At 47.5% G+C, this 26,473-nt stretch carries 24 protein-coding genes, 2 tRNA genes and 1 pseudogene; 13 read left to right on the forward strand and 14 right to left on the reverse strand.

Annotated elements, in window-relative coordinates; genetic code table 11:
* Positions 1–15: 15 nt before the first annotated feature.
* The 6 genes from ICU98_RS05680 (at position 16) to ICU98_RS05705 (ending at position 3,452) form a co-directional block, all read left to right on the forward strand.
* Entirely contained in the window at positions 16–273 is a 258-nt protein-coding gene (locus ICU98_RS05680; protein ID WP_251365310.1) for a type II toxin-antitoxin system CcdA family antitoxin, read from the forward strand.
* Positions 273–590 (forward strand): CcdB family protein, encoded by a 318-nt coding sequence (locus ICU98_RS05685; protein ID WP_215351173.1) that lies wholly within the window; start codon positions 273–275, stop codon positions 588–590. Before ICU98_RS05680 ends, ICU98_RS05685 begins: the two co-directional genes overlap by 1 nt.
* Before the next feature lie 190 nt (positions 591–780).
* Positions 781–1,908 (forward strand): quinolinate synthase NadA, encoded by a 1,128-nt coding sequence (gene nadA, locus ICU98_RS05690; RefSeq protein ID WP_215351176.1) that lies wholly within the window; start codon positions 781–783, stop codon positions 1,906–1,908.
* A gap of 5 nt (positions 1,909–1,913) precedes the next feature.
* Positions 1,914–2,768, forward strand: coding sequence for a carboxylating nicotinate-nucleotide diphosphorylase (nadC, locus tag ICU98_RS05695; protein WP_215351179.1), 855 nt, complete (start codon positions 1,914–1,916; stop codon positions 2,766–2,768).
* A 136-nt stretch (positions 2,769–2,904) separates the two neighbouring features.
* Positions 2,905–3,147 carry a type II toxin-antitoxin system RelE/ParE family toxin gene (locus ICU98_RS05700; protein ID WP_251365311.1) on the forward strand — a complete coding sequence of 81 codons (243 nt, stop codon included), beginning with the start codon at positions 2,905–2,907 and terminating at the stop codon, positions 3,145–3,147.
* Positions 3,144–3,452 (forward strand): addiction module antidote protein, encoded by a 309-nt coding sequence (locus ICU98_RS05705; RefSeq protein WP_215335826.1) that lies wholly within the window; start codon positions 3,144–3,146, stop codon positions 3,450–3,452. The genes ICU98_RS05700 and ICU98_RS05705 overlap by 4 nt, the downstream gene beginning before the upstream one ends.
* Positions 3,453–3,511: 59 nt before the next feature.
* Here the strand turns inward: ICU98_RS05705 and ICU98_RS05710 are convergent, their stop codons facing one another.
* The 5 genes from ICU98_RS05710 to ICU98_RS05730 all read right to left on the reverse strand — a co-directional run bounded on the left by ICU98_RS05710 (position 3,512) and on the right by ICU98_RS05730 (position 11,815).
* Entirely contained in the window at positions 3,512–4,897 is a 1,386-nt protein-coding gene (locus tag ICU98_RS05710) for a hypothetical protein (protein ID WP_215351181.1), read from the reverse strand.
* Between the two features lie 40 nt (positions 4,898–4,937).
* Positions 4,938–6,596 (reverse strand): L-aspartate oxidase, encoded by a 1,659-nt coding sequence (gene nadB, locus ICU98_RS05715; RefSeq protein ID WP_215351183.1) that lies wholly within the window; start codon positions 6,594–6,596, stop codon positions 4,938–4,940.
* A gap of 99 nt (positions 6,597–6,695) precedes the next feature.
* Positions 6,696–9,590 carry a formate dehydrogenase subunit alpha gene (gene fdhF / locus ICU98_RS05720; RefSeq protein ID WP_215351187.1) on the reverse strand — a complete coding sequence of 965 codons (2,895 nt, stop codon included), beginning with the start codon at positions 9,588–9,590 and terminating at the stop codon, positions 6,696–6,698.
* Between the two features lie 20 nt (positions 9,591–9,610).
* The gene (locus tag ICU98_RS05725; RefSeq protein ID WP_215351190.1) at positions 9,611–11,413 is read right to left on the reverse strand and encodes an NAD(P)H-dependent oxidoreductase subunit E; all 1,803 of its coding nucleotides are present in this window, start codon (positions 11,411–11,413) and stop codon (positions 9,611–9,613) included.
* A gap of 177 nt (positions 11,414–11,590) precedes the next feature.
* On the reverse strand, positions 11,591–11,815 hold the full coding sequence (locus ICU98_RS05730) for a hypothetical protein (RefSeq protein WP_215351193.1): 225 nt from the start codon (positions 11,813–11,815) through the stop codon (positions 11,591–11,593).
* A gap of 139 nt (positions 11,816–11,954) precedes the next feature.
* On the opposite strand from ICU98_RS05730, the pseudogene ICU98_RS05735 reads away from it, so the two are divergent.
* Positions 11,955–12,555, forward strand: a pseudogene (locus tag ICU98_RS05735) (DUF1080 domain-containing protein).
* Here the strand turns inward: ICU98_RS05735 and ICU98_RS05740 are convergent.
* From ICU98_RS05740 to acs, 7 genes are all read right to left on the reverse strand, one after another.
* The gene (locus tag ICU98_RS05740; protein WP_215351195.1) at positions 12,552–13,514 is read right to left on the reverse strand and encodes a tripartite tricarboxylate transporter substrate binding protein; all 963 of its coding nucleotides are present in this window, start codon (positions 13,512–13,514) and stop codon (positions 12,552–12,554) included. The pseudogene ICU98_RS05735 and the gene ICU98_RS05740 overlap by 4 nt on opposite strands.
* Positions 13,511–14,512: an XdhC family protein gene (locus ICU98_RS05745; RefSeq protein WP_215351198.1), complete on the reverse strand. Its 1,002-nt coding sequence runs from the start codon at positions 14,510–14,512 to the stop codon at positions 13,511–13,513. The genes ICU98_RS05740 and ICU98_RS05745 overlap by 4 nt, the downstream gene beginning before the upstream one ends.
* A gap of 23 nt (positions 14,513–14,535) precedes the next feature.
* Positions 14,536–15,204 (reverse strand): NTP transferase domain-containing protein, encoded by a 669-nt coding sequence (locus ICU98_RS05750; protein WP_215351201.1) that lies wholly within the window; start codon positions 15,202–15,204, stop codon positions 14,536–14,538.
* Positions 15,205–15,254: 50 nt separating this feature from the next.
* Entirely contained in the window at positions 15,255–15,911 is a 657-nt protein-coding gene (locus ICU98_RS05755; RefSeq protein WP_215351204.1) for a peroxiredoxin, read from the reverse strand.
* A 112-nt stretch (positions 15,912–16,023) separates the two neighbouring features.
* A complete protein-coding gene (gene modA, locus ICU98_RS05760; RefSeq protein WP_215351207.1) occupies positions 16,024–16,803 on the reverse strand; it encodes a molybdate ABC transporter substrate-binding protein in 780 nt (259 codons plus the stop codon).
* 29 nt (positions 16,804–16,832) lie between these two features.
* Positions 16,833–16,923 (reverse strand) — tRNA-Ser (locus ICU98_RS05765).
* 47 nt (positions 16,924–16,970) lie between these two features.
* Positions 16,971–18,944, reverse strand: a complete 1,974-nt coding sequence (acs, locus tag ICU98_RS05770) for an acetate--CoA ligase (RefSeq protein ID WP_215351210.1) — start codon at positions 18,942–18,944, stop codon at positions 16,971–16,973.
* 145 nt (positions 18,945–19,089) lie between these two features.
* Between acs and ICU98_RS05775 the strand changes: the two genes are divergently transcribed.
* The 5 genes from ICU98_RS05775 to ICU98_RS05795 are packed head-to-tail and all read left to right on the forward strand — an operon-like array spanning position 19,090 to position 23,296.
* Positions 19,090–20,613: a fumarate hydratase gene (locus ICU98_RS05775; protein WP_215351213.1), complete on the forward strand. Its 1,524-nt coding sequence runs from the start codon at positions 19,090–19,092 to the stop codon at positions 20,611–20,613.
* 26 nt (positions 20,614–20,639) lie between these two features.
* A complete protein-coding gene (gene murI, locus ICU98_RS05780) occupies positions 20,640–21,464 on the forward strand; it encodes a glutamate racemase (RefSeq protein WP_215351215.1) in 825 nt (274 codons plus the stop codon).
* On the forward strand, positions 21,464–22,183 hold the full coding sequence (locus tag ICU98_RS05785; RefSeq protein WP_215351218.1) for an energy transducer TonB: 720 nt from the start codon (positions 21,464–21,466) through the stop codon (positions 22,181–22,183). Before murI ends, ICU98_RS05785 begins: the two co-directional genes overlap by 1 nt.
* A gap of 4 nt (positions 22,184–22,187) precedes the next feature.
* Entirely contained in the window at positions 22,188–22,880 is a 693-nt protein-coding gene (locus tag ICU98_RS05790) for a MotA/TolQ/ExbB proton channel family protein (RefSeq protein ID WP_215335842.1), read from the forward strand.
* 2 nt (positions 22,881–22,882) lie between these two features.
* Entirely contained in the window at positions 22,883–23,296 is a 414-nt protein-coding gene (locus ICU98_RS05795) for a biopolymer transporter ExbD (RefSeq protein ID WP_215351221.1), read from the forward strand.
* Here the strand turns inward: ICU98_RS05795 and ICU98_RS05800 are convergent.
* On the reverse strand, positions 23,280–23,768 hold the full coding sequence (locus ICU98_RS05800) for a hypothetical protein (protein ID WP_215351224.1): 489 nt from the start codon (positions 23,766–23,768) through the stop codon (positions 23,280–23,282). The genes ICU98_RS05795 and ICU98_RS05800 overlap by 17 nt on opposite strands.
* Before the next feature lie 9 nt (positions 23,769–23,777).
* Positions 23,778–23,866, reverse strand: a tRNA-Leu gene (locus tag ICU98_RS05805).
* Positions 23,867–24,004: 138 nt separating this feature from the next.
* Between ICU98_RS05805 and ICU98_RS05810 the strand changes: the two genes are divergently transcribed.
* Complete coding sequence (locus ICU98_RS05810; RefSeq protein ID WP_215351227.1) at positions 24,005–26,464, forward strand: penicillin acylase family protein; 2,460 nt, start codon at positions 24,005–24,007, stop codon at positions 26,462–26,464.
* Positions 26,465–26,473 lie beyond the last annotated feature (9 nt).

Raw genomic sequence — 26,473 nt, forward strand, 5'->3', positions numbered from 1 at the left:
GCATATAATTGAGCCATGATGACCTTAGACTCTACCCAAACCCAGGGCCGCACAACTAAAAAAGCGACCAATCTCACTCTGAATATTGAAGTTTTGGCTGAAGCCAAGAAGCTCGGCATCAATATTTCTAAGGCTTGCGATGCATTCTTGGAGTCTCTAGTGAAACAAGAAAAAGAGCGCCGCTGGAACGCAGAGAATATCGAGTTTATTAATGAATACAATCAAATCACTGAATCCGAGGGTCTGCCACTTGAGAAGTGGAGAACTTTCTAATGGCAAGATTTAGCATTTACGAAAACTCTGAAGATCCCACTAAAACAACGCCATTCGTTCTAGATGTTCAAACTGACTTACTTAGCGGCCTCAATACTCGAGTAGTGATTCCTCTTCGAAAAGGCGGAGTCTATAAAAATATAAGGTCTACTCAGGATCTAATGCCTAGCTTCTTTATTAAAGGCAAGGAATTCACATTGGATACCCCGCGAATGGCTGCCGTACCAACGAAATTTCTTAAAAAAGAAGTTGGCACCCTAAAGGATCAGCAGCACATCGTAATCAATGCTATTGATCGTTTATTTCATGGCTTTTAGGAATTGTTAGTGCATTAAGGGCGTATTGGCCTTTGGAGCATCTGTTTCGGAGTTTGAATAAGGTTTTATTTAGAAGTAGCATATCAATTTTATGAATTAATGCTTGCGATACATGAGGGTCAAAAGTGAGAGCATTTTAATCATTTTGGCTACTTTCTACTGAATTTATGGGTCAGGTTAAGATTGCTGCATGCCCAATGTGATTGACACCCCAATTTCCTTTGATTACCCCCAGCAGGATGCCTCTGGAGCAACCTGTATTGCTCAAGCTTGGGCAAAGACCCCTCCCCAACTAGAGGGTGTCCAAAAAGCGACTGTGATTGAAAAGATTAAGCAACTTTTGGTGGAAAAAGATGCTGCTTTGGTAGCTCACTATTACGTTGATGGCGATATTCAAGATCTGGCGCTAGCCACCGGTGGTTATGTAGCCGATTCCTTAGAGATGGCCCGCTTTGGTAAGAACCATTCTGCCAAGAATTTGATTGTGGCAGGCGTACGCTTTATGGGTGAGACTGCAAAAATTCTCAGCCCTGAGAAACGTATCTTCATGCCCGACCTAGAGGCCACTTGCTCTCTCGACTTGGGCTGCCCCGCTGATGAGTTTGCTGCTTTTCGAGCCAAACATCCTGATCGAGTAGTCGTGGTCTATGCCAATACCAGTGCTGCAGTCAAAGCCCAAGCCGATTGGATGGTCACCAGTTCTTGCGCCTTAGCAATCGTGCACCAACTCAAGTTGGAAGGTAAGAAGATTCTGTGGGCACCGGATCGCCATTTGGGCAGATACATTCAAGAGCAAACTGATGCAGATATGTTGCTATGGAATGGCGCCTGCATCGTCCATGATGAGTTCCGAGCAGAAGAGTTGGCAACCCTAAAAGCCAAACATCCTAATGCCATGGTTCTGGTTCATCCTGAGTCACCTCAGGCTGTCGTGGACTTAGCGGATGTCGTAGGCTCAACTTCTGCCATGATTAAAGCGGTTGTTGAAGGAAGCGCCTCTGAATACATTGTGGCTACGGATAATGGGATCTTACATCGCATGCGTCAACTGGCGCCCCATAAGAAACTGATTGAAGCCCCAACTGCGGGTAATAGCGCCACTTGTAAGAGTTGTGCTCACTGCCCTTGGATGGCCATGAATGGTCTTCAGGGGATTCTGAATTGCTTAGAGAACTATTCTGGTGAGATTCTGGTTCCAGAGCCTACTCGCTCAGAGGCCCTAGCCTGTATTGAACGCATGCTCGCCTTTACTCAGAACCATCCTGATCTACTTGCTAAAGCCCAGCATGGCTTTGTCAAAAACATTGGCGCAGCTTAATCAGCATGTTTGATCACAACGAAACCTTAGAACAAGCACGTCAACGCAATATTGCCGATGCATTGATGGAAGACATTGGTGTTTGTGACTGGACGGCCAAACTCGTTCCCCATAAAAAGGTGCATGCACAGTTGCTCGTTCGTGAGCAGGCGGTGCTGTGTGGGGTCGATTGGTTTGAAGGTGCACTCAAGAGATTAGATCCTGCAGCAAAGATCACTTGGCATTATCTTGAAGGCGACGAAATGGCGCCCGATACTTTGGTGTGCGATATCGAAGCAGATGCTCAAGCCTTGCTGTCTGCTGAACGCCCCTGCATTAATTTCTTACAAACTTTGTCAGCTACTGCTACCCTCACCCGTGAATACGTCAATGCGATTGCGGGTGTTAGCCCCAACCCAAATGGCTGCGCAGTGCTGGATACCCGTAAGACCATCCCCGGTCTACGTCAGGCCCAGAAATACGCAGTTCGGGTTGGCGGCGGTCAAAATCAACGACTGGCTTTATGGCATGGCATTTTGATCAAAGAAAATCATATCGCTGCGGCAGGTAGCATCACTGCGGCCCTTCAGGCTGCTACCGCTCTGAATGCGGATGTGGATATCCAGATTGAGGTAGAGAACTTGGCTGAGCTCGATGAAGCGCTTGCCGCTGGAGCCAAAAGTATTCTGCTAGATAACTTCAACCCGATTCAGATGAAATTGGCCGTCTCGATTAATCATGGCCGCGCATTACTAGAGGCCTCAGGCGGCATTGATTTAGAACAGATTCGGGAAATTGCTGCTACTGGTGTAGACCGCATCTCTTTAGGAAAGCTAACGAAAGATATTGCTGCGGTCGATTTCTCGATGAGAATTCTCTAGGTTTTTTCAGTAAGCTCCTATCTAAATTACAGACATTCCTGACAGATTTAATGTATCCTATAGGCTACATTAATGCATGCTCGAAATAAGGAAAACGGAAGAATTTAAAGCCTGACTAGACTCCCTTCATGATTTGATGGGAAGAGCAAAAATTCAAGCCAGAATTAAACGTTTAGTCGAAGGAAACCCAGGAAATACAAAATCCGTTGGCGGTAAAGTTTTTGAGATGAAGATTGATTTTGGGCCTGGCTACAGGATTTATTACACAAAATATGAGGATGTGATGTATCTATTACTGATCGGAGGCAATAAAAGAACTCAGAGTAAAGATATTCAGATTGCAAAATATTTAGCCAAAAACATACAGGCAATGAGATGAAAAAGACAATTATTAGTCCTTATGATGTAGTGGAGCACTTACGTACCCCAAAGGAAATGGCGCTTTATCTACAAGCATGTATTGAAGAATCCGATGGGGATGCGGCGTTTATAGCAAAAGCACTTGGTGATATAGCGCGCGCAAAAGGAATGGCTCAGGTAGCCAAGGAATCCGGGCTCTCAAGAGAAAGTCTTTATAAAGCTTTGTCTGGCGATCGAATACCGGGGTTTGATACTGTATTAAAGGTGCTGGCAGCTCTTGGTCTGAGCCTCCATACAAAACCCACTAGTAAAGCTCGTGCTTAACTTTACTTAATCTACTCAGAGTCATTGGATACGAAACCGCCCAAGTACCTTGGCTACATCTATTCACTCAGTTCTGATTTACGGTCTGCACTCAAGCTTTGGTAGATCATTTCCTTTTGAATTGCATCCCGAATAAATTGAATATTATTTCTGAGGGTATAGCAGTCAGCCGTAGCAATCTTGCTAGCCTTTGACTGTAAAGCCTTCAACTCAATCTCATTGAGCTTCTCTAAATACTCTTGGCGTTTAAGGGGATCAAACTCGCTGAGGGTTTGATGCTCGAAAGCATCCAACTCTTTGTACATTCCACCAATTTGCTTGCGTGCCAAATTGAGTCGATAGTTTGGAATCGTACGAATGACAGGATAAGCAAAAGCTGCAAATGGCAATAACAGTAGGAACATTCTCTCGAAGAATTCTGCTAACCAGAAAGGCAGGTAACGCATCAATGTAGGCGGGCCTTTATCGAAGAAATAGCGAGCTTCTTTGCTCAGGTGTAATTCACTATTTAAGTACGCAGGGAAATCACCCGCCTTTGAGAAATAAGTGCGGGCCCCATTGATCTCAGTAGCAGCTTCTAAGAGTAAGAGTTGAATTGCTGGATGTAAATTTTTATCAATAACTAAATTAGTTGTGGTTGAAATCAAATCAATCTGATGGTCTGGAGAGTTAGTCTCGATATTAAAGCCGCCCATCGGAATCGAGAGCTTCTCAAAGTACGGCAGCAGATGGACATAAGCATCAGCCCGCTTGAAAGACACCAGATGAATATCTGGATGATGAATCAAGCGCTGCACAATCGCAGACTCATAACCATCCACTACCAGTAATGCCTCAAGCTCACCTCGGTACAGTTTTTGCTCCCCCTCAAGGTTTGAGCTAATAAGATAATTAGGACTCAAGCGGGGTAAGCCATTGAGCTGTAAGACATTGAACGCCTCGGTGTCTGGCCCAAGACCAATCCGAGCATTTTCTAATTTTTTCTTATCAATTAAACGGTTATCACTAAAAGCGTCATTTCGGTAAAAGAACCAGACAGGCTCGTAGTCAATACTCCCAAGGGTTTGTAATCCTTTTTTCTGATCATCCGCAATCATTCCGCCTTGGACAAAAGCAACCTGAATGGGATCATTTTTATCTAGCAGGCGGTTGAGATTTTCTTTCGAGCCACTGGTTGGAACTAGTTGAAGATCAATACCTTTTCTTTTGAAGTACTCACGGTACTTTTCCCCGAGGGTTCGATACGAACCCTCGCCTGTTGCCATATAAACAGTGTTGGGCGGAGCAGGCTTAGCGAACCAAATTAAAGCAATGAGAGCAATCAGCAAAAGGAGTAGAAAAGGCCAAATTTCCTTAGCATGCTCACACCAACTTTTGAGCTCGTCAACTACTGTTTGATAAGCTGCTGATAGATGCTCTGCGATGTCTTCTTGAATACTGGACATTGTGGTCTCCGCTGGAAGAGTCCAAGCTTATCACCAAAGACTAGGCCTCAGGGGTATTCTCTAGGCCTTCGGCTTGGGGAGTCAGAATAGTTGGATAAGAAACCGCCCAAGTGCCCGGGTAATCGCGGCTGTAATGCAGACCCCTGCTCTCTTTTCTCATGAGGGCGGATCTCACAATCAGTTCTGCACATTCGAGCAGATTACGGAGCTCGATTAAGTCTCGCGATACTTTGAAGTTAGCGTAATACTCCTGCACTTCATAGCGCAATAGTTTGATCCGATGCAATGCACGCTCTAAGCGACGATTGGTTCTCACAATACCGACATAGTTCCACATCAATGAGCGTAACTCATCCCAGTTATGAGCAATGACTACTTGCTCATCAGCATCATCTACCTGGCTCTCATCCCATAACGGCAGATTGGGTAAAGTGACATTCTTCATCTCTGAAATATCTTGTGCAGCGGCCTTACCAATTACCACGCACTCGAGGAGCGAGTTACTGGCTAGGCGATTAGCGCCATGCAGGCCGGTGTAAGTAGCTTCACCCACCGCATAGAGTCCGGGCAAATCAGTGCGCCCTTTGAGATCGGTCACTACGCCACCACAGGTGTAGTGGGCTGCTGGCACTACTGGGATCGGCTCCTTGGTGATGTCTAGGCCCAGGGTTAAGCAACGGGCATAGATCATCGGAAAGTGTTCTTTAATGAAATCTGCGCCCAGATGCGTTGCATCAAGATGCACATAATCGAGGCCGTGCTTTTTCATCTCAAAGTCGATGGCACGGGCAACAATGTCGCGCGGAGCTAGCTCATTACGCTCATCGTGTTCCGACATAAAGCGCTCGCCACCTGGAATCTTGAGAAGACCACCCTCACCACGCATTGCTTCCGTAATCAGGAAAGTACGATCACTGGGGTGATACAAGCAGGTTGGATGAAACTGAATAAATTCCATATTACCTACCCGGCAACCGGCGCGCCATGCCATGGCAATACCATCACCGGTAGCAGTATCTGGGTTGCTGGTGTAACGGTAGACCTTACCTACTCCACCAGTTGCTAAGACCACTGATTTAGCAGGAATCGTTTCTACACGATTATTTTTGATATCTAGTGCATAGACGCCATAACAACGATTCGGCTTATTGCGAACCGTCTTGGGGTCTAGCTGACGATTAGTAATTAAATCCAACGCAATCCAATGCTCTAGTAATTGAATATTCGGATGTGCTCGCGCTTTATCCAGCAAAACTTCATGAATCGCCTTACCCGTGGCATCTGCTGCATGCGCAATCCGACGATGGCTGTGACCACCCTCGCGAGTGAGATGCAAACCCATGGGACCAGTTTCATCAGCAGTGAAGGGAACGCCCTGCTCGACTAACCACTCAATTGCTTTAGAGCTTTCTTCTGCAATATAGCGTGCGGTGGATTCCACTACCAAGCCGGCGCCTGCATCTAAAGTATCAGCTACGTGCGAATCAATACTGTCGTGTTCTTTATCCACTACACCCACGATACCGCCCTGCGCCCATGCCGTTGCCGCCTCACCTAAGCCGCGCTTTGCCATCACAATCACGGGCTGAGACTCAGCCATATGTAAAGCTACTGTTAAGCCTGCAAGACCTGCTCCGATAATCAGAACAGGTAACTCAGCTTGGGAAGGATTTTTTGAGGAGGGTTGAGCGCTGGCCATAAGGGCTTAATTCTATAGGTCTATTCGAAAGTGCGTTTGAGTATGAAGGGATGTAAATGAAAAAACCGCCCGTAGGCGGTTCTTTCAATGTAGTGGCTATTAAGCCGTCGCCACTACTGTCTGACGCTCAGGGTCGTTAGTGCCGTAACCTAGAACGACTGCAGCCTTACCGCCTTTAACCAGCTTGACAGCGCAGTACTTGAACTCTGGAATCTTACCTACAGGATCCAAAGCCGGATTGGTCATCATATTCGCAGCTGCTTCATAGTAAGCAAATGGAATGAAGACTACGCCACGTGGTGTGCCATCGTCTCTACGAACGTGAATACCGACTTCACCACGACGTGACTGCACAGTGATCACATCACCTGCAGAAACGCCAAGCTGAGTCATATCTTCACCATTCATGGAGACGGTAGCCATAGGCTCAATCGCATCCAATACCGTCGCACGGCGCGTCATACTGCCGGTATGCCAATGCTCTAACTGACGACCGGTAATCAACACAAATGGATAGTCGGCATCAGGACGCTCGTTCGCAGGAATGATATCTGCAGGGACAAGCTTCACTTTTCCATCAGCGGTTGCAAAGGCGTCATCAAATACGATTGGACGACCTGGATCTTCTGGAGTTAAGCATGGGTAAGTCACGCTGGACTCACGCTCCAAACGATCCCAAGTAATGCCACTAATCGCTGCGTGCATTGCTTGACGCATTTCTTCATAGACTTCAGCCACACCAGCATCAGGACCTTGATAGTTCCAGTTCAAACCCATGCCTTTAGCAATTTCCTGAATGATCCACAAATCAGGCTTAGCATCGCCGGGAGGATTGATTGCTTTTTTACCCATCTGCACCATACGGTCAGTATTGCTAACCGTACCCACCTTCTCAGGCCAAGCGCTAGCTGGCAAAACTACGTCCGCAAGCAAGGCTGTCTCAGTCATGAAAATATCTTGAACAACTAAATGCTCCAAGGAAGCCAAAGCATGACGGGCGTGATTCAAGTCAGGGTCGCTCATCGCAGGGTTCTCACCCTCGACATACATACCGCGAATCTTATCTGGGTCGCTATCCGGCGCAGTAATCTTGTGCATGATCTCAACCACGGTGTAACCAGGTTTCTTATCTAATGGGGTGTCCCAGAACTTCTCGAACCAAGTGTGCGCGGCTTCGTTATCAACACGCTGATAGTTCGGGAACATCATTGGGATCAAGCCAGCATCACTTGCGCCCTGCACGTTATTTTGACCACGCAGTGGATGCAAGCCAGAGCCTGGCTTACCAATTTGACCGGTGATACTGACCAAAGCAATTAAGCAGCGCGCATTATCGGTGCCATGTACGTGCTGGCTAATGCCCATGCCCCACAAAATCATCGCTGACTTAGTGGTTGCAAATTCTCGAGCTACTTCACGCAAGAGCTCGGGTGGGATGCCACAAATCGGCGCCATGGCTTCTGGGCTGTAACCCTTGATATTTTCTTTGAGGGCCTCGTAGTTGTTAGCACGATCATTCAAGAACTTTTGATCGACTAAGCCTTCTTCAATGATCGTATAGATCATGGCATTGAGCATGGCCACATCAGTATCAGGCTTAAATTGCAACTTACGCCAAGCGTGTTTGCTGATCTCAGTCATACGGGGATCAGCAAGAACAATCTTAGCCCCGCGTTTAGCAGCATTCTTAAACCAAGTTGCTGCCACTGGGTGGTTTGCAGTTGGGTTTGAGCCAATCAATAAAATCATGGTGGAATGCTCAACGTCGTTCACCTGGTTACTTACTGCACCAGAACCAACGCCTTCTAGCAAGGCAGCCACTGAGGATGCATGGCAAAGGCGTGTGCAATGGTCGACGTTATTGCTACCAAATCCAGTACGGACTAATTTTTGGAAAAGGTAAGCCTCTTCGTTGCTGCCCTTGGCAGAACCAAAGCCTGCCAATACCTTATTGCCGTATTGGTCTTTGAGCTTCTTCAGACCGCCGGATGCAAATGCTAAGGCTTCTTCCCAGGTGGCTTCGCGGAAGATCTCTGACCAGTTCTGTGGATCTTGAGTCGCAGTTTCGTCTTTAGGTACGCCTGCTTTACGAATCAGTGGCTTGGTTAAACGCTGAGGACTATGAATGTAGTCCATACCAAAGCGTCCTTTAACGCAAAGACGCTCGTGGTTTGCTGGGCCATCACGACCCTCTACGCTGACAATCTTGTCATCTTTAACGTTATAGGTAATCTGGCAACCGACGCCGCAGAATGGACAGACTGAATCCACCTTCGCATCGACAGTTTGTGAGCCAATCAAACCCTTAGGCATCAATGCACCAGTTGGGCAAGCCTGGACACACTCTCCACAACCCACGCAGGTACTGTCACCCATAGGGTCATTCAAGTCAAATACGATCTCACTATGGTGACCACGATTGGCATAACCAATCACATCATTAACCTGCTCTTCGCGACAAGCACGCACGCAACGATTACATTGAATACATGCATCCAAATTGACTGCCATCGCGGGGTGAGATAAGTCCGCACCCACCTGCTCACGGCGGATCGCCTTGAGTTCAGGACGTACTGTCACGTCCATACGGGTAGCCCAAGTACTGAGTTCACCGTGCTGCTGCTTTTGCTCCTCTGCGGGAGTGTCTCCTACCCATTTAAATCCTTCGTCCGGCATATCGGAGAGCAACATCTCCAAAACCAGTTTTTGACTCTTGATTGCGCGCTCGCTTTTGGCTTTCACTTCCATGCCAGCAGTCGCACTGCGGCAGCAGCTAGGGGCCAAGGTGCGCTCGCCATTAATTTCGACAACGCATGCTCGGCAGTTACCATCTGCGCGATAGCCATCTTTAAAGCACAGATGGGGAATATCAATGCCGTGACGTTTAGCCGCTTTGAGAATGGTCTCACCCTCATATGAAACGATGGTTTGGCCGTCAAGCTTGAACTCGACGGTTTGCAGTTGGAGTTCTTTTGGATTAGTTGGTGCGTTCATATTCTGTCTCTTCCCGTTCTTTAAGCAACTTCTTGTGGGAAATATTTATTAGTGCAACGAATTGGATTGGGAGCCGCCTGACCTAAACCACAGATCGAGGCATCGACCATCACTGTCGCAAGATCCTCTAAGGTGGCGTGGTCCCAAGACTTCGCTTCCATGAGTTGGGCTGCTTTACCAGTTCCAACACGACAAGGGGTGCATTGACCGCAGCTCTCGTGTTCGAAGAAGCGCATCACATTGAGAGCAACATCGCGTGCGCGATCTTTATCACTAAATACGACTACTGCAGCAGAACCAATGAAGCATCCATAGGGTTGCAAAGTATCAAAGTCGAGCGGAATGTCATTCATACTGGCTGGCAAGATGCCGCCTGAAGCGCCTCCAGGAAGGTAACCATAGAAGGTGTGGCCTTCTTGCATGCCGCCACAGTAATCATCAATCAATTGCTGAATCGTGATGCCGGCTGGCGCCAACTTGACGCCAGGGTAGTTCACGCGACCGCTGACGCTAAAGCTACGTAAACCCTTACGGCCATTTAAACCAAAGGCACTAAACCAATCAGGGCCACGTTGCACGATATCGCGCACCCAATAAAGGGTTTCCATATTGTGCTCAAGGGTTGGACGACCAAATAAACCAATTTGTGCAATGTAAGGAGGACGCATCCGTGGCTCACCACGTTTGCCCTCGATACTCTCGATCATGGCGGATTCTTCACCGCAGATATAAGCACCTGCACCACGACGCAATTCAATTAAAGGCAACTTGCAAGGCGGATTGGCTTTCAGCTTCTCCAGCTCGGCTTCGAGCAACTCTCTGCAACCATGATATTCATCGCGCAGGTAAATGTAGCAAGCATCAATTCCAACTATTTGTGCAGCGACTAATAAACCTTCTAAGAAACGATGGGGATCGCGCTCTAAATAAGTGCGGTCCTTAAATGTTCCAGGCTCACCTTCGTCGATGTTTACTGCCATCAATCTTGGGGCTGGATAATCTTTCACAATGCGCCATTTGCGACCCGCTGGGAAACCAGCGCCACCAAGACCGCGCAGCCCTGAGTTTTCCATCGCCTTAATCACACTCTCCGTGCTGTGCTTACCTTCCGCTACTTCTTTAGCTAATACATAACCACCTTTAGCTTTGTAGGCCTCAAAGCCTACATAGTTTGGCGACAGTAATTGATCAGTGCCTTTTGGAGAAACGCTCTTCTCCGCCAAGGCTGCAGGATCAAATTGAGCATCATCACGCGCCATTGGCTGAGTGACCATATCGTTTTTGACAGCCGCAGTGATTTTATCCAGCGTCGCAAATAAGACAGGATGCTGATGCACCACTGCGATGGGGGCTTGCTCACAACGACCAACGCAGGGCGCTGGAATGACCTTCACCTTAGGATTACCTAACAGTGCAGGCAATTTTTCAAGGAGATGTTTAGCTCCTGCTAACTCACATGAAACACCATCACAAACGCGGACGGTGATATCTGCTACAGGATCATCGCCACGCACCACTTCAAAGTGGTGATAGAAAGTCGCAACTTCGTAGACTTCCGACATGGGGATATTCATCTCTTTAGCAAGAGCAGTCAAATGACGATCATGCAAGGCACGATATTCATCATTCAGTTTGTGGAGATACTCGATTAAAAGATCGCGGCGATGTGGTGCATTACCAATCAACATCCGCACCTCTTGCAATGAACTATCGTCGGCTTGACGGCCCTTCAATTTACTTTTGCGACGAATGGTTTCTCTTAGATCATCGGCCGTTGCAATGGCGACGGCTTTGACTGCGTCAGAGGGCTTTGGATGATTCATATTGTGCGGTCTTTAAATAAATTAATTTGTGGCGCTATTTTCGTGATTTTTCACAAAAATTGCTGTGCATATGCGAATTATTGCCGATATGTGACAGTTTTGTCAGAATCGGTATTTTTGGGGACCCTTATCCCCTTCCGCCATCAAAACAGCGAGGGCTATATTTAGGGTTAACCCTTATAAAAGAGAAGGTCTTGGCTGATCGCCCGGGGGATTGGAATAGTCCATATTGCGCTCATTCACCCGATCCTTGAAACAACGGTCATAGCCAGGAGTTCCAACTTGCCAACCAATCGAAGTGCAATCGTCTTTTGCGGCGGATTCTACGGTGCCACAAGCACTTAAGCAGCAGCCCAGAGATGCTAGGGCGAGGATCAGGGGGAATTTCGTAATGTTCTTCATGTCAGCAGTCTACTCGATTCTGAAGGCGAAATAGTGCCGGCCAAACCTAGCGTAAAGCCTAGTTGTCTTCAGTCCAAAAGCTCAGGAACATGGGTTAGCTAAAGAAACAAACATAACCATTAAAAAATCGGAGACTTTGATGTTCGCCAACACCACTAAATTATTGGGCGCCCTCGCCTTTTGCACGCTAACTGCATTTAGCAGCATCACACTCGCACAGACTGACAAAGACGGTTTTATCAATCTCATTGATGGACAAAGCTTAAATGGTTGGAGCATTATCGGCAACGGGAGCTGGGTAGTTGGAAATGGCATTGTGGAGGGCAATAAAGCGATGGGCTTCTTGGTCAGCGATCAATCCTATAAAAACTTTGTCATTCGAGCTGAGTTTTGGGCGAATGAAGACGCGAATAGTGGCATCTTTTTACGTTGCCAAGATCGCACTAAGGTAACTTCGGATAACGCTTATGAAGTCAATATTTTTGATAAGCGCCCCGATCAAAAACTATGCGACTGGCGCCATTGTGGATGTTGCCAAAGTAAATCCTGTACCAAAGGCAGCTGGCAAGTGGAATACTTTTGAGATCACCGCAAATGGCTCTCACTTCAAGGTTGTGATGAACGGGGTGGTAACCGTAGCCGATGGGCAAGACTCTAAATTTACTGAGGGACCCATTGCCCTGCAATCCGCTGGTGGGATTGTGAAATTTAGAAAACTACAGATTAAACCCCTTAATTAGTCTTCCTTCATATTGGAGCGCTTGACGATCGGCTCGAGCCGGGCTTTCTCATCAGCCAGAAACTTGGCAAAAACTGCACGACTTCCTGGAGCAGGCTCGATACCCTGAGGAATCAGGCGACTTTGGACTGCTGTTGTTTTTAGCGCTGCGTTAATCGCTTGATTCATTTTTTCCAAGATGGCATCGGGCGTTCCTTTGGGCGCAAACACCCCAGCCCAGTGACCGATGAAAATCTCAGGGTAACCCTGCTCTTTAGCAGTTGCCACATTCGGTAAAGCCGTAATCCGCTTATTCCAGGTTGAGGCAATCGGCTTTAGTTTGCCACCCTGAATTTGCGGAATGACCACTACACTCGCCTCAGAAGTCGCATCCACTTGGTTGGAGATCACAGCCACCATCCCTTCTGAGCCACTCTTGTACGGAATGATTTCATACTTACCGCCACCCTTGATCGATAGCATTTCAGCTACAAAGTGGGGTGTACTTCCAGTGCCGGCGGTAGAGAAATTAATACCCTTAGGTGTCTTAGCTTGAGCAAAGAGATCCTTGATGCTATTGATCTTTGAATCGCTAGACACCACGATGATCGAAGGACTGATCGTGAGCAAACCTACCGGCACCAAGTCACCCTCTTTGTAAGGCATCGAAGACTTGATCATGGGATTGGTGATGATGCCACCAGCACTTACAAAAAAGGTATAGCCATCTGGCGCACTCTTCGCCACGATATCGGCACCTAAAGTAGATCCTGCTCCTGGCTTGTTCTCAACAATCACCGTTTGATTCAGTTGTTTGGATACCCCTTCAGCGACAACTCGAGCCACCAGATCATTTGCACCGCCCGGCCCAAACCCTACGATAAATTTCACAGGGTGATTAGGCCATGCTTCCTCAGCTTGAACTGGCAAAAAAGCGAGACTTGCCAAAATAGCAAAAAACGGTTTTTTCAGAAATCTCATAACAACTCCTTTGCATAACTCACTTGTGAGGACTCGGGTAGCTTCACCCCATTCTTGACTGCCAATATTTCAGCCATGACACTCACGGCTACCTCTGGGGGCGTCTTGCTCCCAATGTAAATTCCCACTGGGCCTTTGAGTTTAGCGATGGACTCTTCAGTATGACCAAAATGCTCAATCATTCTCTGGCGTCTGGCATCACTATTTCTGCGTGAACCAATCGCGCCCACATAGAAGGCTTCAGTTTGCAAAGCGTCTAATAAGGCAAGGTCATCTAACTTGGGGTCATGGGTTAGCGCAACTACACAACTACGACTGTCAAGCTTCATCTCTTGCACTAGATCATCAGGCATCTTTGAGCTGAGGGTAACACCAGAGAGCTTCCAGCTGCCACGGTATTCTTCACGAGGATCACAGATGGTCACACTAAAGCCATTGAATAAGGCCATGGTTGCCAGATACTCCGATAGCTGACCGGCACCGATAATGAGCATGCGGTATTCAGGTCCAAAGGTGTTACTGAGTACCGTCTCATTAATTGACAGCGCCGCAGGCTGAGCAATCACCTGCAAAGTGACTGTCCCTGTTTTGAGTTCTGTCTCACGCGCAACCAGCTTGCCATCCATTAACTCGTTGATGAGTTTTTCTAGTGGTTCTATATCCACATTGAACTCAAGCAGGATTTCTAGAGTGCCGCCACAAGGTAAACCAAAACGATGGGCCTCATCTGCTGTCACACCATATTTAAGAAATTGGGGTGCACTTTGCTGGTCGAGCGGAAAATCCTTCAGCCCGCTGTAGTTCCGAATCAGATCATCCTCAATGCAACCACCTGAGACACTACCAACCACGCTTCCGTCTTCGCATAAGGCCATGATTGATCCCACGGGCCGAGGGGATGAACCCCAGGTTCTCACTACGGTTGCTAGCAGCACTTTTTTACCAGCGCATCTCCAATCAAGCAGTGCTCTCAGTACGATGAGGTCTAGATTTTCCATAGCAAGAAATAATAATCCGATTCCTAGAGGCTGCCGGAATTTGGAAGACTAAAGATCAAGCCCGTATTTTTAGAAAGTGCTTTCAGATCTTCGGGTGTATCAACATCCACCACATAGTGGTCGTTTTGAGTTTGCCATTGATGAACCAACTCAGGATGTTGATCCATGAAATTACGGCATACCATTTTTGCTCCGGATGCCAAAATGGTTTTGATAACTGAGCCACTCAAAATAATGGGATTGCCTCTTTGTCCATTAAACATTGGCAAAATAATCTCGCCAACAGTTCTTTTCTTGAAAGTGGCAATCAGTGCTTTGATGTCATGAGAGTCAATGAAGGGCTGATCAGATAGCGCCATGATCACTGCATCAAAATCACTCCCCAAGGTTTCTATACCTAGTCGCACTGATGTAGCTTGCCCCTCATTCGCATGCGCATTTCGTATCACTCGCATTGGGTTTAGTGATTTCAATGCCGCCAGCTCGCGCTCTACAGCCAGATGATGATGACCACTCACGACCACCACCTCATCAACACCGGCCTCTGATAACGCAATCAGTTGTCTTTGCAACAGTGTCAGGCCATCAAGCTGAATAAGGCACTTCGGGATATTGCCCATCCGACTACCCTCGCCTGCAGCCAGCAATACGGCGCCGACTCGAATCTGGGTATAAGGCTTACTTTGGGTCATGAGGTCTGAGTGGATAACAAAACAGCCCAAAGTGGGCTGTTATTGGATGCTTACTTAGGCTGCTTCACAATTCGTAAATAAGGCTTTGGTGCTTTCCATCCCTCAGGAAACAGGGTCTTCGCATCCTCATCTGAAACAGAGCCCGCGATGATGACATCATCACCATGATTCCAATTTACAGGGGTAGCCACTTTATGTTTGGCAGTCAACTGAATGGAATCGAGTGCACGCAAGATCTCATTGAAATTACGACCTGTCGTCATTGGGTAAGTCATGGTCAATTTAATTTTTTTATCTGGACCAACAATGAATACCGAGCGTACGGTAGCATTGGTTGCAGCAGTTCTTCCATCAGAGGCCACTTCACCCGCAGGCAGCATGTTGTACAACTTCGCAACCGCCAAATCCGTATCACCAATCATGGGGTACTTGACTGCATGGCCTTGCGTCTCTTCAATATCTTTTGCCCAGCCACTGTGATTTTCTACTGGATCAATCGACAAACCAATCAGCTTGGTATTGCGCTTAGTGAACTCTTCTTCGATCTTCGCCATATAACCCAACTCAGTGGTACAAACGGGTGTGAAATCCTTGGGATGCGAGAACAAAATCGCATAAGAATCGCCAATCCATTGATGAAAGTCGATTTCGCCATGGGTGGTCTTGGCCTTAAAGTTTGGGGCAATATCATTAATTCTGAGGGACATACGATCTCCAGGTAACAAATCCTAAAAATTGACTTTACTATAAATTGATAAGCGCTTCATGCCGCTTTACATATACCCTTAGAACAATAAATCATGCAAGGTTTAGCGAGGCCTATTGCTGATTACTAGGCAGGCTATAGCCGGATTGGAGCAAAATCTGCCTTGCTTTAGTAGATTGCATGAATTGATAAAGATCGCTGACCTCTGGCGGCGCGCCCTTGATGAGAACCATGCGTTGCTTAATAGGCTCGTACAGGCTCTCATCAAGCAAAAGGTAACTCGTCTCTTTTACAAGCTCAGGTGACTTGGCGAGCGATAAGGCGGTAAAACCCAGATCAGCGGCACCAGTCGAGACAAACATCGTTGCCATGCCAATATTGTCTGCATAGACCAGTTTATCTTTCGCAACATCCCATAGACCTACTGCCTTGAGATATTCCACCGCCGCTCTGCCATAAGGTGCAAGCTCGGGCTTAGCAATCGCAATCTTATTGGCCTTAGCAATGACTCTTGCTAGCTCAGTTTTATCTGTATTGAGTTTGATGCCACTAGAGCTCTTGGTCAACATCACTAACTTACCAATTGCATAGACTTTGCCTGCATCGACTGTCTTGCCATTTCTATAAAGCTCAAGTGGATAACTTTCATCTGCAGAGATGAATAGATTAAATGGAGCGCCATTCATGATTTGAGAGGCAAAGTTGCCAGATGAGCCATAGACGATTCGCATCTCCGGTTTACCGCTAGCAATGAATGCACTGTTAATCGCAGTAAAAGCATCTTTCATATTGGCAGCGACAGCTACAGATGCAGTTTGTGCTGAGACGGGATTACTTAGCAGTAAACAAAAAGACAAAACCCCCAAGTACTTGCCGATCGAAAAAGATTTCATGGAAGCTTAGGGGTCTGATTAATTAAATATGGCGGAAGGGGCGGGATTCGAACCCGCGGTAGGCTATTAACCTACGCACGCTTTCCAGGCGTGTGACTTAAACCGCTCATCCACCCTTCCGGAACCCACGATTATACGGTTCCCGAAAGGGTGTGTCTGAGAAAGACTTATAAAGACTGCTTGAGCTGGTCCAAAATCGCTGGATTCTCAAGGGTAGAAGTGTCTTGAGTGACCTCTTCGCCTTTAGCGATCACACGTAAGAGACGGCGCATGATCTTGCCAGAACGGGTCTTAGGCAAGTTATCACCGAAGCGCACATCCTTGGGTTTAGCAATTGGCCCAATCTCTTTACCAACCCAATTACGCAACTCGGTTGCAATCTTCTTGGCTTCATCGCCAGTGGGTCTGCCACCTTTCAGAACCACGAAAGCACAAATCGCTTCGCCAGTCATATCGTCAGGACGGCCCACTACCGCTGCTTCAGCAACCAACGGATTAGCCACTAGGCAAGATTCGATTTCCATCGTACCCATGCGGTGTCCAGAAACGTTCAAGACATCATCGATACGACCAGTAATCGTGAAGTAGCCCGTCTCTTTATTACGGATCGCACCGTCACCAGCGAGATACAAAGTACCGCCCAACTCTTCTGGGAAGTAAGACTTCACAAAACGATCGGCATCATTCCAAATCGTGCGAATCATCGAAGGCCATGGACGCTTCACAACCAAGATACCGCCACTTCCGTTTGGCACATCATGCCCAGCTTCATCGACGATCGCCGCCATAATGCCAGGCAGTGGCAAGGTGCACGAACCTGGAATCATTGGAGTTGCACCAGGCATTGGAGAAATCATATGACCACCAGTTTCGGTTTGCCAGAAAGTATCGGCAATCGGACAACGTGATCCGCCAACATGCTCGTAGTACCACATCCATGCTTCAGGATTAATTGGTTCACCCACTGAACCTAGAAGACGGAGTGAAGACAAATCGTAGTTCTTAGGATGAACAGACTCATCTCCGCTAGCGGCCTTGATTAAAGAACGAATTGCGGTTGGTGCGGTGTAGAAAATGGTTGCTTGGTGTTTGGCAATCATGTCCCAGAAGCGACCTGCGTTGGGATAGGTTGGCACACCTTCGAACACAATCTCAGTACAGCCTACCGCTAATGGGCCATAGGTAATGTAAGAGTGGCCGGTAACCCAACCAATATCGGCAGTACACCAGAAGATGTCACTAGGTTTAATGTCAAAGGTCCACTTCATTGTGAGAATCGCCCACAATAAGTAACCGCCAGTGGAGTGTTGTACGCCCTTGGGCTTGCCAGTTGAGCCTGAGGTGTAGAGCACAAACAAGGGATGTTCAGCGCTCACCCACTCTGGTTCGCAAGTGGTAGATTCGTTGGCAACCACGTCATGCATCCAAGCGTCGCGCCCAGCGGTCATCGGAATATTGCCACCGGTACGTTTGTAAACGATGACGTTCTTCACTTTCTCGCACTCGCCTAAGGCCAATGCTTCGTCCACGATCACTTTGAGTGGCAGTGCTTTACCACCACGCAATTGTTCGTCAGCAGTAATCACCGCAACTGCGCCAACGTCAACAATACGCTCTTGCAAGGATTTGGCGGAGAAGCCGCCGAAGACTACCGAGTGGGTTGCACCAATACGGGCGCAGGCCTGCATCGCCACAATGCCTTCAATCGACATCGACATATAAATAATGACGCGATCGCCAGACTTGATACCCATCTTGCGCAAAGCATTTGCCATTTTGCAAACACGATCGAGTAAGTCTTGATAAGTGGCCTCGGTTACGGTGCCATCATCGGCTTCAAAAATGATGGCCTTTTTGGCGCCATTTCCTTTTTGAATATTGATATCTAAACAGTTATAAGAGGCATTCGTTAGGCCATCTTCGAACCACTTATAGAACGGTGGCTGGGATTCATCTAGAACCTTAGTAAAGGGCTTTTTCCAGTAAATATTCTCTTTAGCCAGGCGCCCCCAAAAACCTTCGTAGTCTTTCTCGGCCTCAGCGCATAACTTGTTATAGGCCTCCATTCCAGGAATGGCGGCACCCTTTACAAAGTCCTCGGGTGGGTGAAAAACACGGTTTTCGTGCATTAATGGTTCCATGCTGACTGCCCTCTATGAATTAACACTAATTAGCCACTGGGGAGATGTATCCTCTAGACCCTAGAAGATAAGTGAAAAAACGGGGGATTTGCTCTATGGCAAACCCTTAAAATATGGCAAACATGACAAATTTGGGTAGAAAACCATGACCAAGATCAAACAAAACGACCTCATTCAAAGCATCGCCGATGCCTTCCAATTCATTTCTTATTACCACCCTAAAGACTTTATTCAAGCTATGGGTCGCGCCTATGAGCTAGAGCAAGGAGCTGCCGCTAAAGACGCGATTGCTCAGATTTTGACTAATAGCCGTATGTGTGCAGAAGGTCATCGTCCGATGTGCCAGGACACTGGTATTGCCGTAGTCTTTCTCAAAATTGGCATGAACGTGCAATGGGAAGATGCCAAGATGAGTGTGAGCGATATGGTCAACGAGGGTGTACGCCGTGCTTACCTTAATCCCGACAACATGTTGCGCGCTTCTGTTCTGCAAGATCCTGCGGGCAAACGTCGCAACACGGGTGATAACACCCCAGCAGTCATTCATTATGAAATCGTACCGGGTGACGGCGTTGAAGTCATTTGCGCTGCCAAAGGGGGCGGCTCTGAAAACAAAGCCAAGATGGTGATGCTTAACCCTTCGGACTCCATCGTCGACTGGGTGCTCAAAACGGTCCCAACAATGGGTGCTGGTTGGTGCCCTCCTGGAATCCTAGGAATTGGTATTGGCGGCACACCTGAGAAGGCGATGCTGCTCGCTAAAGAATCTTTAATGGGTCCAGTTGATATTCAGCAACTGATTGCTGAAGGCCCTAAAAATCGTGTTGATGAATTGCGTCTGGAGTTATACGAGAAGGTCAACAAATTGGGTATTGGTGCACAAGGCCTGGGCGGTCTCGCAACAGTGCTCGATGTGAAGATCTTGGATTACCCAACCCATGCGGCTTCTTTACCCGTAGCAATGATTCCGAACTGTGCCGCAACACGACACATTCATTTTCACTTACATGGCGATGGCCCTGCAGTATTTGAGAAACCGTCACTTTCAGATTGGCCGGATGTGACTTGGACGCCCGATGTTCAAAAATCCAAACGCATCAATCTTGACACCCTCACTCCTGAGGAAGTTGCAGCTTGGAAGCCTGGCGATACCCTATTGCTGAACGGCAAAATATTGACAGGCCGCGATGCTGCCCATAAACGTATTCAGGACATGCTAGCCAAGGGTGAAGAGTTACCGGTGAGCTTTAAGAATCGGGTGATCTACTATGTTGGTCCAGTGGATCCTGTCCGCGATGAAGTCGTTGGCCCAGCAGGCCCAACCACCTCCACCCGCATGGATAAATTTACCGAGATGATGCTAGCCAAGACGGGCTTGATTGCCATGATCGGTAAAGCTGAGCGTGGCCCAGTTGCGATTGAAGCGATTAAGAAACATCACTCTGCTTATCTGATGGCCGTTGGTGGCGCAGCTTATCTCGTCTCTAAAGCAATTCAGAAGTCACGCGTGCTTGCCTTTGCGGACTTAGGGATGGAAGCAATTTATGAGTTCGACGTCAAAGATATGCCAGTGACTGTTGCAGTCGATTCTCAGGGCGTATCAATGCACATTGAAGGGCCCAAAGAGTGGTCAGCAAAGATCGGCAATATTCCGGTCACGATTGCTTAAGCCTGTAACTTCTTTGGATCAATCATTTGGCACTCATCGGCGTATTTGATTCTGGTGTAGGGGGCTTATCCATTCTGGATGAAGCCCTCCATCAATTGCCCGAGCATGACTATATCTATTTAGCTGATTCGCTTAACGCCCCTTATGGTGAAAAATCCAGCGAGTGGATTAGCGCAAGAAGCCTGGCCCTTTGTCATCATTTAGCAAAGCAAGGTTGCGATGCCATTGTGGTGGCTTGTAATACCGCTACTGCTGAGGCTATTGCACAGATTCGGGCCGAGTTAAGTGAGATTCCCATCATTGGGGTTGAGCCAGGCATCAAACCTGCTGCGATGCAAAGCCAAAATGGTGTTGTTGGAGTCTTAGCAACCGAGGCCACCCTCAATAGCGATAAATTCAATGCCTTGCTTGCCACCTTACCTGCTCACTGCCGAATCATCAAACAAGCCGGTGCTGGATTAGTGCCCTTGATTGAAGCGGGTGCCGCAAATGATTCTGAAACCCTAGAACTATTGGCAACTCACTTGCTACCGATACAGGAAGCAGGAGCAGATACCCTTGTCTTGGGATGTACTCACTACCCTTTTTTAAGGCAGTCGATCCGCAAACTCTTGGGTGACTCCATGACAATCATTGATACCAGCGAAGCGGTAGTTCGTCAGCTTAAAAGACAGTTAGAGGCAAGATACCCTGCAAAGGAAAATGAGAGTAGCAGATCTACCCTCGGAGCCGTCTGTTTTATTAGCAGTAAAGATGAAGCCAAGCTGCAGCAAATGGCTCAAGAATTGATGAATGCAGACCTAGCGGGTCATGCGCTTAGTGCCGCTCGATTAACAGCGCTGGAATCCTGATGGCATCTCTACTAAATCGACTCGATGCCCATCTGCCGTTTAATAAAACGGAGCGCACCATTATTGTCATCGTGCTCTTATTACACTGCTTGCCCTTCCTCGGTTTGCTTCATTTTCATTTTGCTGCCGATACCCCAAATGAAGAGCGGGTTGCGATTAGCTTGACCTCGCCTGAAGCTGCACCACCTGCCGCCTCCAAAGCAACGACCCCGCCACCTAAGCCAGTCACCCCGCCAACGCCACCAACCCCCAAGCCCCAGCCCAAAGAAAAAACGACTCAGGACAAATCCAGTAAAGCGCCTAAGCCCCCAGAGACCCAACAACAAAGTTCGCCACCCACACCGCAAAGTAGTCAGCAGGCTCCTAGCAATAGCCCTCCCAATGCGGCAGTTGCCCCCGCCTCCTCGGCAGGTGCGGGCGGCACCCCCATTCAAACTGACATTGGTAAACTGGAAGTCATCTACGAGCCTGATGCCGACGCTTACTATCCATCCTTCTCGAAGCGCTCTGGAGAGCAAGGTGCAGTGGTTGTGCGACTGATCATTGATCAAGCTGGTAATGTGGAGAATGTGGCCTTATTGAGGTCTAGCACTTTTCCGCGTTTAGATCGTGCTGCAATGGAAATTGGTCAGCGCTATCGTTTCAAACCGTATTTAGTCAATGGTGTACCGAACAAAATTTCTACCAACCTTTTAATTAAATTTAATCTCAAGAATTAATCTTATGCATACTCCATTCGGCATCGCAAATCTTTGGATCACAGGTGACTTCGCTACCCGCTTTGTCGGCATTATTCTGTTGACGTGCTCAATCATCACTTGGGTCATCCTCTTCAATCACCTCTGGGATCTTCGTAAATTACGCAAACTGATGCCCGAAGTAGAACGCTTTTGGCGCGCCACTTCCTATGAAGATGGCCTACATAGCTTTAGCAATGACAGCTTTAATCCCTATTACAAGATTGCAAAAGAAGCCTCATCAGCATCAAACCATCACCAAAGCCAATCCACCAATCATCGCGAGTTATTGCAAACCCTCAACTACTCTGAGTGGATGGCTCGTAGCATTAAAAATAGTATTGATGGTGTGGCAGCCCAATTTCAGAAAGGTTTAACTTTTCTGGGATCAACTGGCTCCATCGCTCCTTTTATAGGCTTATTCGGCACCGTATGGGGCATCTATCACGCACTGATTTCGATCAGCAGCTCCGGTAGCGCACAGATCGATCAAGTTGCAGGGCCGATTGGTGAGGCTCTCATCATGACTGCCCTCGGCTTATCTGTAGCAATTCCAGCAGTACTGAGTTTTAACGCAATCAATCGTGCCAATAAATTACTGATTGCCGATCTCAATCGCTTTGGCAATGATCTGCTGGCGTATTTTGTGACTGGTGCGCGCGTGAAGTCCGGAGAATAAATATGTCGTTTAATATTCAAAACGATCAAAACGAAGACAGCATCATGTCGGAAATCAATATGACGCCGATGGTGGACGTCATGCTGGTGCTCTTGATCATTTTCATTATTACCCTCCCCGTCATTCAGCAAGCTGTAAAAGTAGAGTTGCCTAAGGCCAGTAGTGCGCGTAATGAAGTAAAGCCGGAGTCAGTGCAAGTGTCTATTGATGCAAAGGGTCAAATCTATTGGAATAGCACTCCAGTAAGTCTCAAAACCTACAATGAGAATGCGGATAAAGCCTCACAAGAGGATCCGCAACCTGAAATTAATCTGCGCGCAGATAAATCCGTGCAATATGATTATGTGGCCAAGGTCTTAGCTGCTTCTAAACGAGCTGGTTTAACGAAGTTGGGGTTTATTACGGAGCCGGATTAAGCACTGCTTGACACTGTTCGGTATAAACCTTGGTGCCCTCGCCCAAGGTTTTTGCCAAGATACCACCCGTAACCGTTTCCACTTTTTTGAGTTGTCCAGTATCTCGCTGGATGCTTGTGATAGCGACCACTGTTCCGGACGCATACTTCACACCATCTAATATCTCTGGCTCAAAGAAAGTGTCCGTCATAAATGACACAGCACTTTTAGTGATTTGAACGTTCTTGATCTCCTGATAGCCTTGTGCATCATGTTGATCTAAATCACGACCATCCAAGAAGACCTTCGCTTTATCTTTGGGGTTTTTGGGATTAGCTGAAACGATCTTGAGATCGTATTCCTCAGAGTAAGCCCCATTCGATCGCACGCATGTGAATGCCATGGTCTCAGCTTTGGCAATTCCAAAGCCCAATACCAAGCCAATCAAGCTCATCTGTATTGCGAGGGGAGGAATGCGCTTTTGTAAACTCATATCGAATGGTGGTGCCCGAGGCCGGAATCGAACCGGCACGACTTTTTTGAGTCGGCAGATTTTAAATCTGCTGTGTCTACCGATTTCACCACTCGGGCTCGCACTAGCAGAAACTGCAGCGCTAAATAAATCAAGACCATCGAATTTTAGCATGCAGGAGGGGTTTTCTCCTGTAGAGCCCCGTCTAGAGGGCTTCCTGCAAGGGAGAAGAGTTCTAAAACCACTAAACTAAGGACATGAAACGCTTTTTAGAATTCAAAGGAATTACCCCCATCATCAGGATCATGCTCTTGGCGGTGGGAGCCCTGCTAGCAATCGCTGCTTTTGCGATTGTCTTTTATCTAGTCTCGGCTCAGTCTAACGTTTCTGGCAAACGGACCCTCAGGGGTTTAGGTGACGATGTTGTCATTAGCTTTGATCAGGCCGACATTCCTCATATCAAAGCCAATAACTCTGCCGATGCCTTATTTGCACTTGGCTATTTGCATGCCACTGAGCGCTCATGGCAAATGGAAATGAATCGCCGTATTGCGAGTGGTCGCCTCTCTGAAATTCTGGGAAGTGAAACCGTTCCCGTCGATCGATTTTTAAGAACCCTTGGCATTAAACATGCTGCTGAAAGACAGTACGATCGATACCCTGTTGCAGCCAAGCGTTTGTTACAAGCCTATGCCGATGGTGTTAATACGGGGAATGCCCAATTGGGCTGGGCTTTACCCATTGAATATTTTCTCACTGGATCTAAACCGGGTTACTGGACTCCCAGCGATAGTTTAGCTTGGATGCTCATGATGAGTTTGGATCTTGGAGGCAATTGGCAACGTGAAGTGGAGCGCTTCGAGCTTGCACAATATCTCAGCACCAAAGAGGTCTGGGATGTCATGCCGCCCTACGACTCTGGTGAGCAAGTTACTAAGATGGACTTTGCTAAGTTGTATCAAGACCTGGGCATCTATAAGCAAGCGAAACAAGATCAGCAAAGCAAAGTCCCCATGAGTTCTGCCATGAAGATGGCAATGGAATATTTTCCAGGGGGTCAAGAAGGCATCGGTTCAAATAACTGGGCGATTGCCGGCAAACATACCGATACCGGAAAACCTTTATTAGCAAATGACCCACACCTGGGCTTATCAGCGCCATCCGTCTGGTACTTTGCTCATCTCGATGCGCCTGGACTGAATGTCATGGGCGGCACACTACCAGGCATTCCGGCGGTGATTCTGGGTAGAACTGACAAACTGGCGTGGAGCTTTACCAACACCAATCCCGATGTACAAGATCTTTATATCGAGCAGATTGATGCGAAAAATCCCGTGATGTATCGGGGCCCAGATAAACAACTTCCCTTTAGAGTTCGTCAAGAGATCATTGATGTTAAAGATTCTGAGCCCGTGCGCTTCTTAGTCAAAGAGACTCGTCATGGTCCAGTCATTTCGGATAGCTTCTCCAAACTCAAAAACATTATTAATACCGACAAGTTTGCAATGGCCTTACGCTGGACTGCGCTTGATGAAGAAAATCAATCCGTTGCTGGTCTGCTAGAAATGAATCGTGCTGGCAGTATCGATGAGTTCAAAAAAGCCTTGCGCCAAAATTACGCTCCAATGCAAAACGTCGTCCTAGCAGACCTTGAAGGCAATATTGCTTATCAGGCTGCCGGCGTGGCACCCAAAAGAATTCTGAATCAAGGTCTGTACGGTGTGGCTCCAGCGCCTGGCTGGGACAAGCAATATGACTGGACTGGCTATATTCCATTTGATCAACTGCCTGCTAGCACCAATCCTGAGCAAGGTTGGATTGCTACAGCCAACCAAGAGATTATTGCAAGCAACAACCCTAATCCACTAACAGCAGACTGGGATTTTCCAGCGCGCTATGACCGAATTGTTCAGCTAATTAAGGCCAAAGACATTCACAATATGGATAGCATGAAAGCCATGCAGAGTGATACACTCTCCTTGGGCAATACGCCAATGCTGGGGCTCTTTAAGTCGATTCAATCCAATCATCCTCTGGCTGCACAAGCGCAAGCTCTCAGTAAAGATTTTGATGGTGACATGAAGAAAGATAGTGTTGGAGCGCTCGTCTTCAGCGCCTGGGCAGATCAACTCACGCGTCAACTCTTTGGGCGCTTAGGTAATTTGTTTACTGAATATTACGGTCCACGCAGCTTTAGACAATCTCTACTCGTGCAACTGAGAAACCCCGATAGCCCATGGTGTGATAACTCAAAAACAGCCAATGTCGAAACTTGCGCCGACGCTGCCAATATTGCTTTTGATAAGGCCTTAGATCAACTGAGCAACCAATTTGGCAATGATCCCAAAAATTGGATCTATGGCAAGGCGCATATTGCAATCTCAGAGCATCGCCCTTTTAGTCAAGTACCATTTCTGGCGAAGATCTTTGATCTAGAGATCCCTGTGCCTGGCGATAACTACACTATTAATGTCGGGCGTCTAGAGTTAATGAACTCTTCCAATCCATTTGAAACCAAACAGGCGCCTAGCTTGAGGGCCATTTATGATTTATCGGACCTAGAAAAGTCTCTTTTTATTTACCAGACCGGCCAATCAGGCTGGGTCCAAAGTCAACGATATCGCAATATGCAGCCGCTCTGGGCCAATGGGGAGTACCTACCCTTGCAGATGAAACCAGAGAAGATCGATCGTCAGCTTGAACTGAATCACCGCTAAAAATTGGCG

Origin of the sequence: Polynucleobacter sp. MWH-P3-07-1 (assembly GCF_018687555.1) — a bacterium.
In the GTDB taxonomy this organism is placed as follows: Bacteria; Pseudomonadota; Gammaproteobacteria; order Burkholderiales; family Burkholderiaceae; genus Polynucleobacter.

Bases quoted from the DNA above. Each gene is read 5' to 3' on its own strand.
- ICU98_RS05680 (WP_251365310.1), top strand. From the start codon at position 16: ATGATGACCTTAGACTCTACCCAAACCCAGGGCCGCACAACTAAAAAA.
- ICU98_RS05685 (WP_215351173.1), top strand. From the start codon at position 273: ATGGCAAGATTTAGCATTTACGAAAACTCTGAAGATCCCACTAAAACA.
- nadA (WP_215351176.1), top strand. From the start codon at position 781: ATGCCCAATGTGATTGACACCCCAATTTCCTTTGATTACCCCCAGCAG.
- nadC (WP_215351179.1), top strand. From the start codon at position 1,914: ATGTTTGATCACAACGAAACCTTAGAACAAGCACGTCAACGCAATATT.
- ICU98_RS05700 (WP_251365311.1), top strand. From the start codon at position 2,905: ATGGGAAGAGCAAAAATTCAAGCCAGAATTAAACGTTTAGTCGAAGGA.
- ICU98_RS05705 (WP_215335826.1), top strand. From the start codon at position 3,144: ATGAAAAAGACAATTATTAGTCCTTATGATGTAGTGGAGCACTTACGT.
- ICU98_RS05710 (WP_215351181.1), bottom strand. From the start codon at position 4,897: ATGTCCAGTATTCAAGAAGACATCGCAGAGCATCTATCAGCAGCTTAT.
- nadB (WP_215351183.1), bottom strand. From the start codon at position 6,596: ATGGCCAGCGCTCAACCCTCCTCAAAAAATCCTTCCCAAGCTGAGTTA.
- fdhF (WP_215351187.1), bottom strand. From the start codon at position 9,590: ATGAACGCACCAACTAATCCAAAAGAACTCCAACTGCAAACCGTCGAG.
- ICU98_RS05725 (WP_215351190.1), bottom strand. From the start codon at position 11,413: ATGAATCATCCAAAGCCCTCTGACGCAGTCAAAGCCGTCGCCATTGCA.
- ICU98_RS05730 (WP_215351193.1), bottom strand. From the start codon at position 11,815: ATGAAGAACATTACGAAATTCCCCCTGATCCTCGCCCTAGCATCTCTG.
- ICU98_RS05740 (WP_215351195.1), bottom strand. From the start codon at position 13,514: ATGAGATTTCTGAAAAAACCGTTTTTTGCTATTTTGGCAAGTCTCGCT.
- ICU98_RS05745 (WP_215351198.1), bottom strand. From the start codon at position 14,512: ATGGAAAATCTAGACCTCATCGTACTGAGAGCACTGCTTGATTGGAGA.
- ICU98_RS05750 (WP_215351201.1), bottom strand. From the start codon at position 15,204: ATGACCCAAAGTAAGCCTTATACCCAGATTCGAGTCGGCGCCGTATTG.
- ICU98_RS05755 (WP_215351204.1), bottom strand. From the start codon at position 15,911: ATGTCCCTCAGAATTAATGATATTGCCCCAAACTTTAAGGCCAAGACC.
- modA (WP_215351207.1), bottom strand. From the start codon at position 16,803: ATGAAATCTTTTTCGATCGGCAAGTACTTGGGGGTTTTGTCTTTTTGT.
- acs (WP_215351210.1), bottom strand. From the start codon at position 18,944: ATGGAACCATTAATGCACGAAAACCGTGTTTTTCACCCACCCGAGGAC.
- ICU98_RS05775 (WP_215351213.1), top strand. From the start codon at position 19,090: ATGACCAAGATCAAACAAAACGACCTCATTCAAAGCATCGCCGATGCC.
- ICU98_RS05785 (WP_215351218.1), top strand. From the start codon at position 21,464: ATGGCATCTCTACTAAATCGACTCGATGCCCATCTGCCGTTTAATAAA.
- ICU98_RS05790 (WP_215335842.1), top strand. From the start codon at position 22,188: ATGCATACTCCATTCGGCATCGCAAATCTTTGGATCACAGGTGACTTC.
- ICU98_RS05795 (WP_215351221.1), top strand. From the start codon at position 22,883: ATGTCGTTTAATATTCAAAACGATCAAAACGAAGACAGCATCATGTCG.
- ICU98_RS05800 (WP_215351224.1), bottom strand. From the start codon at position 23,768: ATGAGTTTACAAAAGCGCATTCCTCCCCTCGCAATACAGATGAGCTTG.
- ICU98_RS05810 (WP_215351227.1), top strand. From the start codon at position 24,005: ATGAAACGCTTTTTAGAATTCAAAGGAATTACCCCCATCATCAGGATC.